The sequence below is a fragment of the Pseudomonas viridiflava genome (assembly GCF_001642795.1).
In the GTDB taxonomy this organism is placed as follows: Bacteria; Pseudomonadota; Gammaproteobacteria; order Pseudomonadales; family Pseudomonadaceae; genus Aquipseudomonas; species Aquipseudomonas viridiflava.
This window is the reverse complement of sequence record NZ_LKEH01000015.1, coordinates 78,794-95,318: the sequence shown is the minus strand read 5'-3', so window position 1 is coordinate 95,318 and position 16,525 is coordinate 78,794. Positions and strand designations below refer to the sequence as shown.

Annotated in this window: 10 protein-coding genes; 1 reads left to right on the top strand and 9 read right to left on the bottom strand. The window is 59.3% G+C overall.

From position 1 onward, the window contains the following. Window positions 1-277: 277 nt before the first annotated feature. The 6 genes from AO065_RS00715 to kdpF form a co-directional block, all read right to left on the bottom strand. A complete protein-coding gene (locus tag AO065_RS00715) occupies window positions 278-970 on the bottom strand; it encodes a response regulator (RefSeq protein ID WP_004882535.1) in 693 nt (230 codons plus the stop codon). 55 nt (window positions 971-1,025) lie between these two features. Further along, window positions 1,026-3,689 (bottom strand): sensor histidine kinase, encoded by a 2,664-nt coding sequence (locus tag AO065_RS00710; RefSeq protein ID WP_004882536.1) that lies wholly within the window; start codon window positions 3,687-3,689, stop codon window positions 1,026-1,028. Window positions 3,690-4,033: 344 nt separating this feature from the next. Beyond that, window positions 4,034-4,606: a potassium-transporting ATPase subunit KdpC gene (kdpC, locus tag AO065_RS00705; RefSeq protein ID WP_004882537.1), complete on the bottom strand. Its 573-nt coding sequence runs from the start codon at window positions 4,604-4,606 to the stop codon at window positions 4,034-4,036. Window positions 4,607-4,665: 59 nt separating this feature from the next. Continuing rightward, a complete protein-coding gene (kdpB, locus tag AO065_RS00700) occupies window positions 4,666-6,732 on the bottom strand; it encodes a potassium-transporting ATPase subunit KdpB (RefSeq protein WP_004882538.1) in 2,067 nt (688 codons plus the stop codon). Window positions 6,733-6,742: 10 nt separating this feature from the next. Then, the gene (gene kdpA, locus AO065_RS00695) at window positions 6,743-8,437 is read right to left on the bottom strand and encodes a potassium-transporting ATPase subunit KdpA (RefSeq protein ID WP_004882539.1); all 1,695 of its coding nucleotides are present in this window, start codon (window positions 8,435-8,437) and stop codon (window positions 6,743-6,745) included. A gap of 8 nt (window positions 8,438-8,445) precedes the next feature. After that, the gene (gene kdpF, locus AO065_RS00690) at window positions 8,446-8,535 is read right to left on the bottom strand and encodes a K(+)-transporting ATPase subunit F (RefSeq protein WP_004882540.1); all 90 of its coding nucleotides are present in this window, start codon (window positions 8,533-8,535) and stop codon (window positions 8,446-8,448) included. A gap of 269 nt (window positions 8,536-8,804) precedes the next feature. Between kdpF and AO065_RS00685 the strand changes: the two genes are divergently transcribed. Continuing rightward, entirely contained in the window at window positions 8,805-9,047 is a 243-nt protein-coding gene (locus tag AO065_RS00685; protein ID WP_004882541.1) for a helix-turn-helix domain-containing protein, read from the top strand. Between the two features lie 86 nt (window positions 9,048-9,133). Here the strand turns inward: AO065_RS00685 and AO065_RS00680 are convergent, their stop codons facing one another. From AO065_RS00680 to AO065_RS00670, 3 genes are all read right to left on the bottom strand, one after another. Next, window positions 9,134-12,985 carry an RHS repeat protein gene (locus tag AO065_RS00680; RefSeq protein ID WP_050562169.1) on the bottom strand — a complete coding sequence of 1,284 codons (3,852 nt, stop codon included), beginning with the start codon at window positions 12,983-12,985 and terminating at the stop codon, window positions 9,134-9,136. 78 nt (window positions 12,986-13,063) lie between these two features. Beyond that, complete coding sequence (locus AO065_RS00675; RefSeq protein ID WP_004882543.1) at window positions 13,064-13,561, bottom strand: hypothetical protein; 498 nt, start codon at window positions 13,559-13,561, stop codon at window positions 13,064-13,066. 34 nt (window positions 13,562-13,595) lie between these two features. Then, complete coding sequence (locus AO065_RS00670; protein ID WP_004882544.1) at window positions 13,596-16,523, bottom strand: hypothetical protein; 2,928 nt, start codon at window positions 16,521-16,523, stop codon at window positions 13,596-13,598. Window positions 16,524-16,525: the final 2 nt, after the last annotated feature.

Below are 16,525 nucleotides of genomic sequence, written 5' to 3'. Positions count from 1 at the left end.
CATCCATGCCGATTGCCCCCCGAATCAGCGCCAGGACTCAGCCTTCACCCACGTCGCGTTCTGCGGTGTTCTTACCATCGCGTTAGAAAAGCGCATCAGTGCTGCTGCCTCTCTGGATAGCCAGGTGACTTGTGTAAAACGATGAGCGCTGGAGTGGGCGTGATTGGTGTGCTTGAGACCTCTGATCGTTACCACGCTCCAGCGTGGTAACGCCTCTCAGGACGCTCCGCGTCCGGCCGTGATGTGGCGCAGAGCGGCACGTTTGCGGGCACTGCGCTCAATCCCTGGCCAGCAACCGGTACCCCACGCCCGCCTCGGTCAGGATGAACCTCGGCGCGGTCGGGTCGTCATCCAGTTTCTGACGCAGGTGCCCCACCACAATGCGCAGGTAGTGGCTGTCTTCGGTATGGGTCGGCCCCCAGATGTCCTTGAGCAGTTGCTGCTGGGTGATGACGCGTCCTGGGTGGCGCGCCAGTTGCGCGAGCACTGCGTATTCCTTGCGGGTCAGTGCGACTTCGTTGCCGTCCAGCAGCACTCGGCGATATGCCAGGTCCACAGTCAGCGGACCGAAGGTCAGTGCAGCTTCGGTTTTTTCAGTGCCGGAGGACTGACGCAACAACGACCTGACCCTGGCCAGAAACTCCTGAATGCCGAACGGCTTGGTCACGTAATCGTTGGCGCCTGCGTCCAGCGCCTGCACCTTTTGCGCTTCGCTGGCGCGCACCGACAGCACCAGGACCGGCACTGCCGACCATTCGCGAAACTCGCTCAGCACCTGCTGGCCGTCCATGTCCGGCAGCCCCAGATCGAGCACCAGCAGATCAGGTTTGTTCAGCGCCGCCTGAGTCAGTCCCTCCGCGCCAGTGGCAGCTTCGAGCACTTTATAGCCCTGCGACACGAGGCTGATGCGCAGGAATTTGCGGATCTGCGGCTCGTCGTCGATCACCAGTATGGTTGCCGTCTGACTCATCGGTGCGCTGCCGTTTCAATGCGGGAAGTGAACACAAGCGTAACCCAGGATCGACTCAAGCCGGTTCCTCCGTTTCGGCGTCGGGCTGAGCCTGCAACGGCAGGAACAGGGTGATGCGCGTCCCCAGACCGTCAATGCCTTCACCGACGCTCAAACGGCCGCCATGCGCACCGACCATGCCCTGACAGATCGCAAGCCCCAACCCCGTGCCCTGCCCGCCCCGGTCGCCGCGTGCGGCGGTGTAGAACATGTCGAAAATCTTCGCGCGCTCCTCTTCGGGAATACCCGGCCCTTCATCGCTGACCGAGAAAAACAGTTCGCTGTCGATAACGCCCGCCGCCACTTGCAGGCGTCCTTCCGGCGGCGAAAATCGTGCAGCGTTTTCCAGTACGTTGACCAGCGCCTGCTCGATCAGCGCAGCATGCACGTACAGCAGCGGCAACGCTTCGGCGACCTGGGTACTGACCTGCAACGGCGTCATCACGGCACGCAACCGGTTGAGCGCACTGCCGACGATGTCAGCGGGCGAGACCCAGTCACGGGCCAGTTTCAAGGCGCCGTGACCGAGCCGGGTCATGTCCAGCAGGTTCTGGATATAGCGATCCAGACGTTCGGCTTCGTCGCGCGTGCCCTCAAGCAGTTCACGACGATCCTCCAGTGGAATGGCCTCGCCCAGCGCCAGCAGGCTGTCGATGCTGCCGCGCATGGACGTCAGTGGCGTGCGCAGGTCATGGGAGACGGACGCCAGCAAGGCGCTGCGCAATTGTTCGGTTTCACCGTGCAGGCGAGCCGCTTCCAGCTCTTCGGCCAATTGGGCACGTGCGAGGGCTTGAGCCAGGGGTTGGGTCAGCGCCGCCAGCAGGCGCCGGTGCTGCGCCGTGAACGACTGACCCTTGCGTGCCGTGACGCCGAGCAGCGCCAACGGCCCCTCTTCGGCGGTGATCGGCCACCACCACCATTGCCCCGACGGCAAGGTGCCGGTGCCGCTGCCCGCAGGCTGCTCATGCTGCCAGGCCCAGTCGGCTGCAGCGCGCTCGGCCTCGGTAAAGGTCAGCGGTCCGCCGCTCTCGACGGTCCAGCCGCCCTGCTTGTCGCGATCCAGCAGACAAAGCTTCAATTCCTTCCAGCCACTGAAATGCTGTTCAGCGGCATGAAACACCGCCTTGCTGTCGGCGGCGGCGGTCATCTTGCGTGACAGGTCCAGCAACTCGCTGGTCTGTTCCTGCGTATCGCGCAATGCCTGCAACTGCCGACGCTGACGTGCCGCCAGCTTGCCGGTGAGCGCCGACATCAGCAGGAAAAACATCAGGGTCAGTACGTCTTCGTCGCGCTGGATGCTCAGCGAGAAACTGGGCGGAATGAACAGAAAGTCGTAGGCCAGAAACGACAGTCCGGCACAGGCCAGTGCCGGCCCCATGCTGCTGCGAACCGCCACCAGCAGCACGGCCGCGAGAAAGATCAGAGAGATGTTGGGTAACGCCAGCACGCCCGAAACGCCCCACGCCACCAGACTGGCCAGCACCGTTGCGATCAGCGCCAGCCCGTAGTCGAACCACACCACATCGCGAAGCGGCCGGGCGCGGGGCGGCTGGTCGGGCTGCTGCTCGCTGTCGTCGAGCACACAGACTTCCAGCCCGTGCCCTTCGCGCAGCAGCCTTGCGGCCACCCCGCCTCCGAAAATACGCCGGTGCCAGTGTCGATGCGACTGGCCGACCAGCACCACGTTGGCACGACGCTCCACCGCATGCTGAATCAGGGTTCTGGCCACCTCTCCGGCGCGCAGGGACACCACTTCGCCGCCCAGCCGCTCGGCCAATTGCTGAGCACCTTGCAGACGCGCCCGGGACTGTTCGTCCAGCGTCTGCCCATCGTCTACATGCACGGCGCTCCACGGCAGGTGACGGCGCTGGGCGACCCGGCTGGCATGACGCACAAGGCGCTCGGCCTGCGCATCGCCGTCGATACCCACCAGCAAACGACCGCGCACTGCCGGAGCGGCCTGCCCCAGTTGCCGATAACCCTGGGCCAGATCGTTGTCGACCTGGGTAGCCGCGGTCTGCATGGCCAGTTCGCGCAGAGCACTCAGGTTGGTCGGGGTGAAGAAGGCGTCGATGGCAGCGCGTGCCTGCTCCGGTACGTAGACCTTGCCCTCACGCAACCGCTCCAGCAGTTCGCGGGGCGGCAGGTCGATCAGGATAAGATCGAAGGCTTCCTGCAACACCCAGTCGGGCAGCGTTTCGCGGACCTGCACGCCGGTGATGCCGCGCACTTGATCGTTGAGGCTTTCCAAGTGCTGAACGTTGACCGTGGTGTAAACGTCGATGCCCGCAGCCAGCAACTCCTGAATATCCTGCCAGCGCTTGGCGTGACGACTGCCGGGCGCATTGCTGTGCGCCAGTTCATCGACCAGTACCAGACTCGGCGCGGCCTTGAGCAAGGCGTCCAGGTCCATTTCTTCCAGCGTCATGCCGCGGTATTCGCTGCGCAACAGCGGCTGCTGCGGCAGGCCGTTGAGCAGGGCTTCGGTTTCCGCACGCCCGTGGGTCTCCACGACGCCTGCCATGACGTTCACGCCCTGACGCAGCTGTTTGTGAGCGGCCTGCAGCATGGCGTAGGTCTTGCCCACGCCCGGCGCTGCGCCCAGAAAAACCTTCAGCCGCCCTCGGCCGTCGCGGGGCAATTGAGCCAGTAATGCGTCTGCTCGACCGGAATCACTCACGTTGGGTATCACTCTCTTTCGGTATGGCCTGGGCGCCGTTGAACATCATGGCAGCTGGAAGAACGCATTTTTCTGAAACAGCGTTGTCTCGCATCGAACACCGGACTGTGGGAGGCGGCTCTTATCAAACAAGCTGTAAGCCACTGAAGGAACGCGTTTTTGTGGGGGGCGGTTTGCCGGCGATGCAGTCAACGCGGTATTTCAGGAAAATCGCGTCATTGTTCATCGCCGGCAAGCCGCCTCCCACGGTCCGGTGCTTGCTGCGCGACAGCGCTACGTCGAAGACGTGGAGGCGCCTCCCACACTACGTGCGGTGTTGCGAAACAGCGCTTTGTCAGCGAATGTTACAGCTGCGCGTTGCGTTGTGCAGACGTTATCTGATTCAGGCTCATATTCAAGGTCAATACGTTGACCACTGGCGGTCCGATCAATGGACGACGGGTGTTGGCTTCGATCAGCGCCTGAACCCTGTCCAGCGGCAATTTCCGCGCAGCAGCCACGCGTGCGGCCTGCCAGTCCGCCGCTTCAGGCGACAGGTGAGGATCAAGCCCGCTGCCGGACGTAGTCAGCAAGGCCAGCGGCACAGGTCCCTGACCGGGAACAGCCAGTTTTGCGGCGTCTTCGGTAACACGGGTCGCCAGCGCCGGGTTGCTCGGTGCAAAGTTGCTGGCACCGCTGGCAACCGTTGCGAAAGCACCGGCCGAAGGACGCGGCTGGAACCACTCATCGCCGGTGAAAGACTGGGCGATCAGTTCCGAACCGCGCACCTTGCCCTCGTTGTCATACAGCAGGCTGCCATTGGCTTGCGCCGGGAACGCCACTTGCGCCACACCGGTCACCACCAGCGGATAGGCCACGCCTGTAATCAGACTCATCAACACAATCAGGCTCAGGGCCGGACGCACTACATTCGACATTTCCACATCCTCAATCAGGTGAAGCTGCACACCGACCGGCGTGCAGCTCAGTCATCCACTCAAACCAGGCCAAACGCGACCAGCAGCATGTCGATCAGCTTGATCCCCACGAACGGCACGAAGATGCCGCCCACGCCGTAGATCAGCAGGTTGCGACGCAGCAAGTGCGCAGCGCTCGCCGCCTGAACCCGCACGCCACGCAACGCCAGCGGAATCAGCACCACGATGATCAACGCGTTGAAGATGATCGCCGACAGGATCGCGCTCTGCGGGCTGGCCAGTCGCATGACGTTGAGCACGCCCAGTTGCGGGTAGATCGCAGCGAACAGCGCGGGCAGCACCGCAAAGTACTTGGCCACGTCGTTGGCGATGGAGAACGTGGTCAGCGCGCCGCGGGTCACCAGCAACTGCTTGCCGATGTGCACCACGTCCAGCAGCTTGGTAGGGTCGCTGTCCAGATCGACCATGTTGGCCGCTTCACGAGCCGCCTGAGTACCGTCGTTCATGGCCATGCCGACGTCGGCCTGCGCCAGTGCCGGAGCGTCGTTGGCGCCGTCGCCGCACATGGCGACCAGACGACCCTCACCCTGTTCCTGACGAATCCGTTCCAGTTTCTTCTCCGGAGTGGCTTCGGCCAGCACGTCATCGACGCCCGCTTCTGCTGCAATTGCTGCGGCGGTCAGCGGGTTGTCGCCGGTCACCATCACGGTGCGGATGCCCAGCTTGCGCAGCTCTTCGAAACGTTCGCGGATGCCCGGCTTCACCACGTCCTTGAGGTGAATCGCGCCCAGCAGGCGACCATTGGCGCAGACCAGCAGCGGCGTACCACCGGTCTTGGCGATCTTGTCGACTTCACGTGCCAGCGGTGCAGGCAGGTCGCTGCGCTGCAGGTTGATGAACGCCAGCAGCGAATCCACGGCACCCTTGCGATACACATGGCCCTGGTAGTCCACACCGGACAGTCGCGTGTCAGCACTGAACGGCACGGCGGTCACCGAGCTCAGCGTCGGCTCGTTCATCGGGTGCAAGTTGCGCAGGAATTCGACGATGGATTTACCTTCGGCGGTGTCGTCGGCAAGCGAAGCGAGCAAGGCGCCCTCGCCCAGCTCTTTCGGTGTGACGCCGGGTGCTGCGTAAACAGCAGCGCAACGACGGTTGCCGAAGGTGATGGTGCCCGTCTTGTCGAGCAGCAATACGTGCACGTCACCTGCCGCTTCCACGGCGCGACCGGACTTGGCGATCACGTTGAGGCGCACCAGTCGGTCCATACCGGCGATACCGATGGCCGACAGCAGGCCTCCAATCGTAGTTGGAATCAGCGTCACCAGCAGTGCCACCAGAAACACCAGCGGCAGGCTGCCACCGGCAAAGTGGGCGAACGGCTGCAGGGTGATCACCACCAGCAGGAAGATCAGCGTCAGGCCGATCAGCAGGATATCCAGCGCCACTTCGTTGGGCGTCTTCTGACGCTTGGCACCTTCCACCAGCGCGATCATGCGGTCCAGGGTCGATTCGCCCGGGTTGGCGCTAATGCGCACCAGCAGCCAGTCGGAGACCAACCGCGTGTTGCCGGTAACGGCCGAGCGATCACCGCCGGACTCGCGGATCACGGGGGCCGATTCGCCCGTGATCGCCGCCTCGTTGACGGCTGCAATCCCTTCGATCACTTCGCCGTCGCCGGGAATCATCTCCCCGGCTTCGACGCGCACCACATCGCCCTTGCGCAGTTCGCTGGCGTTGATAGTGCGCAGGCTGCCGTTCTCGTCACGGATGCGAGCCTTCAGGCCTTCGCTGCCCGCCTTGAGACTGTCGGCCCGCGCCTTGCCACGACCTTCGGCCAGCGCTTCGGCGAAGTTGGCGAACAGCACGGTGAACCACAACCACAGCGCAATCTGCAACGCGACCGATGTCGACACCTGCGGGTCGGGAATGAAGCACAGCACGGTGGTCAGGATGGCGGTCAGCTCAACCACCAGCATCACCGGCGAACGCTTGAGCAAACGCGGGTCCAGCTTGACGAAAGCTTGCACCAGTGCCGGACGCCACAAGGCCGACATGCCGGTTTTGGCAGAAGTCTGAGCGGTTTGGGATTCGGCCTGTTTGGCAGAAGAAATAGGCATATTCATGGTCGGTTCCTCAGAAACCCAGGCTCAAGTGTTCGGCAATCGGACCCAGTGCCAGCGTCGGCAAAAAGGTCAGCCCGCCGACCAGCAGAATGGTCACCGTCAGCAATGTCACGAACAGCAGGCCATGAGTCGGGAAGCTGTCCTGCCCCTGCGGTATGCTCTTTTTCATCGCCAGACTGCCCGCCAGGGCGAGGACCGGCAGGATGTAGCCGAAACGGCCGATGAAGATCGCCAGACTGAGCATCAGGTTATGGAAAACGGTGTTGGCACTGAAACCGCCGAACGCCGAGCCGTTGTTGGCTGTGGCCGAGGTGTAGGCGTAAAGCAACTGGCTGAAGCCATGCGGACCGGGGTTACTGATCGCACCCGCAGGACCGGGCAGGCTGGCGGCGATGGCGCCCAGTACCAGCACGCCGACCGGCATTACCAGCAGCGTCGCGACCAGCAGCCGCACTTCCTGAGCCTGGAGTTTCTTGCCCAGGTATTCCGGCGTACGACCGATCATCAAACCTGCCAGAAACACCGCAATCAGCACGTTCAGCAGCATGCCGTTGAGGCCGACCCCGACACCGCCGAAGATCACTTCGCCGACCATCATGTTGACCAGCGCCACCATGCCCGTCAGCGGGTTGAGGCTGTCATGCATGCCATTGACCGAACCGTTGGAAGCTGCGGTCGTGGCCACCGACCAGAGCACGGTGCCGGTGGTGCCGAAGCGGGTTTCCTTGCCTTCCAGCGGTGCGGTCTGTTCGACACCCGCCAGATTCAGCATCGGGTTGGGCTGGTACTCGGCCCACAGTGACACCGCGCCGCCAATCAGCAGCAACGCCAGCATGCAACCGAGAATCGCGCGGCTCTGGCGCATGTCCTTGACGTAATGCCCGAAGGTGAACACCAGCGCCGCCGGGATCAGCAGGATCGAGACCAGCTCGAACAGGTTGCTCCAGGCCGTCGGGTTCTCGAACGGGTGCGCCGAGTTGACGCCGAAAAAGCCGCCGCCGTTGGTGCCCAGTTGTTTGATTGCAATCTGGCTCGCAGCCGGACCCATCGGCAGGCTTTGATCAGTGCCTTGCAGGGTCAGCGCGTCGATGTAATGAGCGAAGCTCTGCGGCACGCCCTGCCAGACCAGAAACACGGCCAGCACGATGCTGATCGGCAGAAGACCGTACAGTGTGGCGCGGGTCATGTCGGCCCAGAAGTTACCCAGACTGTTGGATGAACGACGGCTGATGCCTCGGCACAACGCGACCAGCACGGCGAGGCCGGTGGCGGCGCTGACGAAATTCTGCACGGTCAGGCCGACCATCTGGCTCAGGTAGCTGAGCGACGCTTCGCCGCTGTAGGCCTGCCAGTTGGTGTTGGTAATAAAACTCATCGTGGTGTTGAACGCCAGTGACCACTCCATGCCGGGCAACTGCTGCGGGTTGAGCGGCAGCACGCCCTGCAACAACAGGATCGCAAACAACAGGACAAAGCCCGCCAGATTGAAGGCCAGCAAGGCCCAGGCATACTGTTTCCAGGACTGTTCCACTCGTGGATCGACGCCGGATATCCGGTAGCAGGCCCGCTCAACGGGTCCCAGCACAGGCGTCAGCCAGGTGCGCTCGCCCTCCATCACTCGGTAGTAAAAACGCCCAAGCCAGGGTGCCGGCAACAGCAGCAGCACGAGAAAGGCCAGGATCAACAGATAGTCATAACTGTGCATGGCCGCTCCTAGTTCTGGTCGGCGCGCAACAGCGCCACCAACAGATAGATGAACAGCCCGACTCCCATCAACAGAGAGATACCATCCATAACGCTCATTGCAATTTCCCCATGATCAGGCCACATCGAATACGGCGATGGCCGCGTAATGGCATTGTCGTGACCTGGGGCGTAAAGGAACGAGGGCGAGGCGGCAGAACCCGCATAAAGAAACCGTAAAATTCGGGATTTGGCGCTAAAAAACGCTCGCGCAAAGAACATCAGGTCGGTTGGCGAACCGGGACTGAATAAATGACATTTCTGTCAGGTTTCAAGTGCTCATTGACGCGCTAAGTTAATGGCTGGTTTTCAAGGATGAGGAACCGGCCATGAACACTGTAGAACGCTATTATCGCGCCCATGAAGCGCCCGTACGCTTGACCCCCAAGGAACAGGAGGCCCTGCACTGGGCCATGCTCGGCAAGACTGCGTGGGAAACCTCGCGCATACAGGATTGCAGCGAAGCGGCGATCAACTTTCACCTGAGCAATATTCGTCGCAAATTCGGGGTCAGCTCGATAAGAGCGGCGCTGGTCATCGCCATCAATCAGGGCATGTTACTTTCCAGGTAGGCAACTGCTTGAATGCTTTTCAAGCCCTCATAAAAAAGCCGGCCAGGATACAAAACATTCTTGGCCGGCCTTCCACAAGCAACGCCTCAACGCCTGACTTGCATATCCTCAGAGCTTCCAACCGCCTGGGGATCGGCAGGGTCGTGGGGCCTGTCAATCGTCACGCCCGGACTGCTGACCTCGAGCAGACGGCCAAGGGCGTCGTATCTAAGCGTGCGGTTGCATTCATCACGAATCAGATTGCCGTCCGGATCATAGGTCAAATCGATTCTGGCCGGGTAATCCGCGTGTTTATTCGTGACGGCGCTCAGTTGGACAGGGTCGGGGTTTTCGTAATGATAGCTGGCAATATTGCTTTCGTTACCGAAGCTGGTCTGGACCAGTCTCAGGTTGTCCAGACCGTCGAAACTGAACAGTTGTCTGGAGACGATCTTGCCGTAGGGGTCCACCGGACAGTGAGTGCCTTCACAGACGTATCGTGTCAGACGTCCACGTAGGTCATAACCGTAAGCCTCGTCCCGAATGACGGTGTTTCCTTCAGTCAGCAGACGCCTGGTCATGTCATCAACATGATCGTACTCCTGTTCCATTCGCTGCATGACGCCGGCAAGATCAAAAGTGCGCAGAATCTCGCGACCGAAATCGTCGTACTCCAGACCGACCGCGACACGCTGCTGATTTCCGGTGTCAGTCGTCGTGATGCTGCGCGTGCGACCCAGGGCATCGTAGGTGAAATCCGTGGATGTAGTACCCAGCGAGGTGTGGCTCAAACGTCCGTAGTCATCGTACAGGAAGGTTTGCTCCTGTTTGAGCACATCGGTATAGCCCAGCAGTCGGCCAAGCCGACTGTAGCGATACTGCATTGAGTAAAGATTTCCATCGGAGAGCCGCTGCTCGCTTTTCAACTCTCCGGTGCTGTAGTAATTGCGCTCAAGACGCTCGCCCTGCTCCTGGGAATGAAGCAGACGTGCATTTTTCGGATCATAGGTGTAATCAGACGTCACGCCCTCCAGCGTCCGTTGCAACGGATCGGAGCCCAGCCGAGGCTCGTAGGTATACCCCACAGTTTTTCCGCTGGCCGTGGTGACCGACTGGGGTTGCAACATTCCCGGCTCATACTTCAATACGCGCTGTCGTCCACCCGTGACGGTTTTCCTGATGCGATCAAGGCCATCGAACACCTGTTCGCCCAGTGGCAATGTCTTGCCGGCATCTTCGACGCTGATGGAGACAGGCAGGTCTTCGCTGCTGTGGCGCGCAAAGGTACGGTGCACGATGGCGTTATCCGGCAAGGTGGTTCTGACAGCCCGGCCGAAGGCATCATAGGAAAACGTCGTTTCCCTGAACGGTGGCTCGAGGCCGACGATCTCCTCCACGGTACGTCCCAGGCCATCGTAGCGGGTCTGCGTCTGGCTGACTTTTTTACCGTCACGGTCAAACCGGACGACAAGGGTGGGTTTTTCAAACAGATTGAGCCAGGTTTCGGTGACACCGGTTTTTACGACGATACCGTTTTCGTCGGTTCCTTCGCTCCAGCTGCGCCGGACAGGTCCTTTGGACTCATCGGTACCAATGGGGTCGGTTTCTTCAAAATTCCTGACACCGTCCGGGCCCGTCACGCAGCGTTGTTCTCCCCAGTCGTCGTACTCGAATCTGCTGGTCAACGCCAGAGCACGCGCATCAAGCCAGTCGTACTCGCACTCCCACGACAGCCGCCCCCATGGATCATAACGGGCCGCATAGGTCGGACGTGTAGAACGGGTACCGAACGGGCTGGGGTTATCAGCATCGTCACGTTCCTCGCGGATCACCCGGTGCAAGCCGTCCATGTAACTGATGGTTTTCACGCCCTTGACGTCAAACACCCCTTGCTCGGCCTGATCGCCGTCATCGGCGCAAAGGACATAGCTGTAGAACCGGGAGGCCTCGTACATCGTATCGGGCGCAACGGTCTCCGAAAAAACGCGTCTGAGCGAGTCGTATGCATAGCGGATTTCCACATCGTTGTCATCGCGATTGAGTAAAGGCTCACCCATGAGCAGAGAGTGCTCAAACGTCGTGACTTTCTGTTCGCCATCAAAGCCGGTGACCGTCTGAACCGTACGCTGCACACTTTCGCCAAAGACGGGACTTTGCAACGTGTCGTAGGCGAAATCGGTTGTGGTGTCCTGACCGTCCAGTGTCACGATCTGTCGCCCGATGCGCCCATGCCGAAATGCATCGGTGGGCACGTCAATATAGTCGTAGACAATGCTCTGCAGCGGCTGCTCGCTTTGTGCGACTTTCTTCCTGACAGCCTCGATGAGCTTATGCGCAGTGCGTTGAAAGAGAGGGGCCTGTTTTGACAGTAAAGCGGCAGCCATTTTGTCCAGACTCGCTTGCAGCTTGTGTAGGGTCCCTGTATCAATCTGCACCTGCGTTTCGCTCTGCACAGCCAGCCAGTTGTCGAGCTCGCTGCCCGCTATCGGGTCAAGCGACGTGTAACGGTAGCGTGTAACAAGCGTCGGCGCCTGACCGTACTCCGAAGCCGCAGGCTCGACAGTGCGGCTCTTGATGTTACGAACAAACCCTTCTGGATCGGACGGGCAACCATCCTCTCCTTCGGCCTCGTACCACACACTGGTTTCGACCACCCCGTTTGCGTCGGTCTGACTGAGCAGGTTGCCATGCGTGTCATAGCGGCTGCTGACGATTTCACTGCGCGGCACACGCCCACTTTCCAGTTGCCGCCATACTGTCCTGACCTCCCTGGGAAGCTGACAATAGTTGGGCTGCTGGTCGAAGGGTTTGTCCGGATCAACGTAGTAGAGGGTCTGCACCTCTTTGACATTGTTGTTCTGGCGGGTGGTTTCCAGGGTGAGCAGGTGGAACTGATTGAACACACGCTCAATCGTGCGTGCGTCCTGATCGTCCACGCACAGGGTTTCGGTCGTGACATAGTTATACGCTTGCGCCCCCCCGTATTTGTAAAGATTGTCGAGGCCGTCGTCCGCCCAATCAATCTCGAGGCCGGCACCGAGGAAATTATGCTCACGGCCTTCGCTGTCCTGATAGGTGTAGTGCACCTCCACTTCAGGCTGGTCAAAACCGGGCGTGGTGCGATGACAGGTCACGCGCGGCAATGGCTGACGTCCCGCTGACCCCGGAAACTGATGGCCGGCGTCCAGGTAGGCAATGTCTTCGTGACCTCCGGCAGGTGTGTCGAGTGATGTGACACAGAGGTGTTCGCGAAACAGCTCGTATTCAAAACGCCAGGATGCGGCATTCTCGGTAGGAAGTTCAATCCGCTGGACACGATGATCCGAACCGCCCAGTCTCATTAAAAACTCGACGTCCGGCCCCTCCCCCGCACTCATCCGGAGACTGACAGACAGATCGTCTCGACAGATGCTCAGCAAGGTGTGGCCTGCATCATCGATGACTTCGCTGAGCAACTGATGGGTATTGTCGAAAGACGTGTAGGTCAGTTTCAAACTGTGCCCTTCAGGGGCAAACAGTTGCACGGGCAGCGCAACGGGATTCTCGCGACTCCCGACAACTTCAAGTATCTCTACCTGTCCGGACTTGTGCACGACCCGGTACGTCGAGTCGACCTGTTCGTGAAAGTGGAAACTGTCGATCTTCTTTTCCGACATCAGTAACTGATCGCCGTTACTGTCATCCACCTTGAACGTCTCGCCGGTGCTCAAGGCAAGTATCTGACTACCCGGTGTGTATTGCGACAACCCCAGATTCCAGCCCAGGCCAAAACCACTGTCTTGGGTATTGAGCGGGTTATAGTTCAATGCCAATGGAAAACCCGGACCGCGAAGCCCATTGGTTTTTATATCCGGCAATGTAATGGAAACGGTGTACTGACCGGTACGTGGGTCTACGCCACTTTGGACGAAACTCATGAAATTGAAAGCGTTGGAATGTACGGAAGTTGAAAGCGTCATTGCGTGATTCTCCCATTCTTTTTCGCAAGGGAAGACAGGCCTCATCGTTCCCTTGCAACGAAACCCATGCGCTCACCGTCAACGAGAGGTTCTCACCCTGACACAGGACAGCTTTCCTTTTATCTGATCGTCGTTTTGATGTCTTTTCCACTCGAGATAAACGCCCTCCCGAACGATATAACCAGGCTCTTGGCCTTTCAGTTCCTGGATGTCAATCCAGTCCGTACTCACCGGATCAACGTACGTCTTTAAAGCAAACACCCACCCACCGGAATCGTTACAGTGCCTCGACTCCAATTCGATGCCCGTGGCCGAACGAACATTATTCAGCTGAAAATAATTCATCTGATCATTCTTGCAGGGATTATCATCCGCGAAACTCCAATCCACAGTCGAATTGATGGGGACCGAGCACTGATCGCCCTCAGGTCTTTGATTTTCATATTTTTCTGCAAAATTTATGGAGCGTGATGTATCGCCTTCGAGCGCTACCGGCTGCCTGTCAGAGCCGAATCCTTGCAAACTCGTCAAGCCTGCCACCAGCAGGCACGCAAAAAAACCATTCCTTATATTCATGACTCTGACTCCCTGTCGTTTAATCGCCTAAGGTTTAAAAGGGGGTATATAAACTATGAATCAGACGATTTCGTCTTCCGACACCGCTGGGTCTAAAGTCGATGTATCTTCGGTGAACGCTTCCTTTCTGATCAATCAACATGACCGCCAGCGGACGGTACAAACGATCGCGCACCGCATCGCCTGAGGGACGGTAGGGTATTCTCCAGGAGCGGTGCAGGCTGATGACCAGCGAACCCACTTCAAATCCAGGCAGCACCCCGCCCTTATCCAGACTTTCACCGATGCCTATAACGTCCGAAACACCGGGATCGAATGAAATTTTTTCAACGTTCAAGCCATCCGGGATGGCCTGAAATATATAACCTGTCCAGCTGACAAACGACTCGTTCGCTTGTTCGCTCTCCCAAAGCAGTGCCGAGCAATTGATGTCATCGCTCCCGTTTACCGAAGGCAGGAACTCAACGGTGTAAAACTTTATCCATTGACGCGTCATCGGATCCAACACTTTCAACGCCCAGAAATCAACAGACTTAAATACGAAATTGAATGCAGGGTCTGAAGTGACGTCGCCGTCCGCCGCGGGCGGGGGCGGTTCCGCTGTGGGAGGAGGAATATCATTGCCCTCGACCCGATGCGGTTCGAACGAATAGTCTTTCGTGTCAAATACAACAAGCGCTAACGGCTCGATCGTTATCCTGTTGAACTCGTCGGCAAACTGGATCGATTCAAACCATGCATTTGTTTCAGATTGAAACCTGGCATAAAACTCCGTGACCGCTCCTGCAGGTGCACGACTTTGCAGATAAAAGGGCTGGACGACGGTGCTCGAACTAATAACTGACGACTCGGCCGCGGCAAACGTATCCGGCACATCCGCACTGGCCATCGTCCAGGTAGCGAGATCGAAACGATTGGCGAGACTGTGGGTCGCCCACAGTTGCTGCTCTTGCAGTGAGGCCGCTTCAGCGATAGCCTCCTGACCATCAAGCAGGAATGCTATCTCCTGACTGGTAGCTTTATCGACCAGTCGCATCGAAGCCATTTCTGCCGGGCTCAACGGATAATTCACACCGCTGACGTCCATGGTTTGCGTCTCGACCCGGAACGCGAGTTGCTGGCGACCGTTCGGAAGCAACTTTCCGGCATGAACGTTATATACGCTTGGCACCACCACCTTGAAAACACTCAGCTCACTCCACGTCGGCTCATCGATCAGATCCGACACCTCGATAACGCTATAGCCACAGGCCAGCACCATACCCTCGCGGACGATCTCACATCTGACCACGCTGTTCGACCCGGTATTCTCCAGAGGCGGGCTGAACTCACCCTGGTCATTGACGCTGCCAGCGCCACTGATCACGTGCCAGCGGCGCTGAAAGCCCGGAAGCATCGTGGCGTCGTCGGTCAGCTTGACGGGAGTCGATTGTCGCGCCCGCGCTACAAAGACGGGATCGATTCGCAACATGGGTTGCCCATTGGCTATCAAAACCGTGGCAACTTTCCCGTCCGCCCCCCCTGCCTCGATCTGCTGGGCGATCAGTGCCTTGTTTGCAGATCGCTCATCGGGGGTGAACAGTGCACCACCTTCGACCTCACTCAGTACGCCGTACTCAGGGCTGGGTAACGCCCAGAGCGTTACGGCACCTTCGGAATCGGATGCCTTCAGTGTCACAGATTCAGGGCGTGTTCCACCTGCGACGAGCGCCAGGCGTGGCCCGAGTTCCAGTTTCTCGTACACGACCGTCACCAGCGCCGAAGCGATGAGAGGTCTGGCACCACCGTAAGTCGCGATGATCGCGACACGGAGGGATTCGTGGCCCAGCAGGTCCACGCGGGCTGCCGTGTAAACGCCAAGTGGATTGATCTTGCCCTGGCTTTCAAGCGTATGGCTTTCCAGGCCCCGCACCTCCCACTTGTCGACGTTCAATTCCGTACCGTCAGCATCATGCAGCACAAACTGCCGCTGCTCCCCGGCATACAGCCTGGTCGTCGATGGGCTGATAGCAGCCTGCGGCGACGCGAGCGTACCGAACAGCACCAGATCGCTCGACACATCGCGTTCCACCTCGACAAACCTGCTCTGCCCAGCGAAGCGCAGGCTGTCAACGATCATCGCAAGCCCCTCGGCAGTCATGCCTCGTGCGTCGCGCGAAAGTGCCAGCGTCACCCCGAACCCCGTACGTTTGTCCGCGCGGGGGGCGTCAGGAATCAGGAATGGAAAATCACTGGTGGGCGGGAAACGTCCGGACTCAGGACGCCCCCTCAATCGCATGAATACCACCAGAGCACCCGCACCGAAGTTTCTGGCCCCCCGCACGTGCGATCCAGGCGCTGGCTGAATGAAAAGCCTGCTGCCCGAAAGCACCTGTGGAGGTAACTTCTGCACAAGAAAAAATGAACTCTGATGCAGACGCAGATTGTTGAACTTCTGCTCGATAAATTCGGCAACAAGCGCACTGGAGACTTCGTCAGCCCCTGCCACGTTGCAGGTGAAGTCGAATGCTTTTGCCAGATCCAGTGTCACGCCAAGGTCATCATCAAGCTGCAGTTCAGCAACTGCCTGCAGGCTGAAACCCATGGCCTCAGTGATGCGTACATCCTGTGACACTGTGGTGGCGCTGCCTTGCGGGCAGCGCGATATTCGGCAAGTAGCTGACACCACCCCCATCGTCACCTGCACGAACTGTTTGTACGCAGACGCACTTGAGATGGACAGAACCGGTACACCCAACTCGATGCGAGACAGATGAATGTTCATGGTCTTGTCTGTCGAGTTGATGTCACCGGAAAACGATGGAAGAAAACTCAACCGCGCATGGCGCTCCAGATACTGAACGAGCAATTGTTCGTTGAGCTCGGAGAAGCTGATGGCCAGAACAGCGCCCCAGCCTTGAGTGACCGAACCGTTGTCGGAAGTCTGCAACCGGTGTTTCAGATACCTGAGGGAAATTGACATGA

Coding starts and splice junctions, on each gene's coding strand:
- AO065_RS00715 (WP_004882535.1), bottom strand. CDS start 970: ATGAGTCAGACGGCAACCATACTGGTGATCGACGACGAGCCGCAGATC.
- kdpC (WP_004882537.1), bottom strand. CDS start 4,606: ATGTCGAATGTAGTGCGTCCGGCCCTGAGCCTGATTGTGTTGATGAGT.
- kdpB (WP_004882538.1), bottom strand. CDS start 6,732: ATGAATATGCCTATTTCTTCTGCCAAACAGGCCGAATCCCAAACCGCT.
- kdpA (WP_004882539.1), bottom strand. CDS start 8,437: ATGCACAGTTATGACTATCTGTTGATCCTGGCCTTTCTCGTGCTGCTG.
- kdpF (WP_004882540.1), bottom strand. CDS start 8,535: ATGAGCGTTATGGATGGTATCTCTCTGTTGATGGGAGTCGGGCTGTTC.
- AO065_RS00685 (WP_004882541.1), top strand. CDS start 8,805: ATGAACACTGTAGAACGCTATTATCGCGCCCATGAAGCGCCCGTACGC.
- AO065_RS00680 (WP_050562169.1), bottom strand. CDS start 12,985: ATGACGCTTTCAACTTCCGTACATTCCAACGCTTTCAATTTCATGAGT.
- AO065_RS00675 (WP_004882543.1), bottom strand. CDS start 13,561: ATGAATATAAGGAATGGTTTTTTTGCGTGCCTGCTGGTGGCAGGCTTG.
- AO065_RS00670 (WP_004882544.1), bottom strand. CDS start 16,523: ATGTCAATTTCCCTCAGGTATCTGAAACACCGGTTGCAGACTTCCGAC.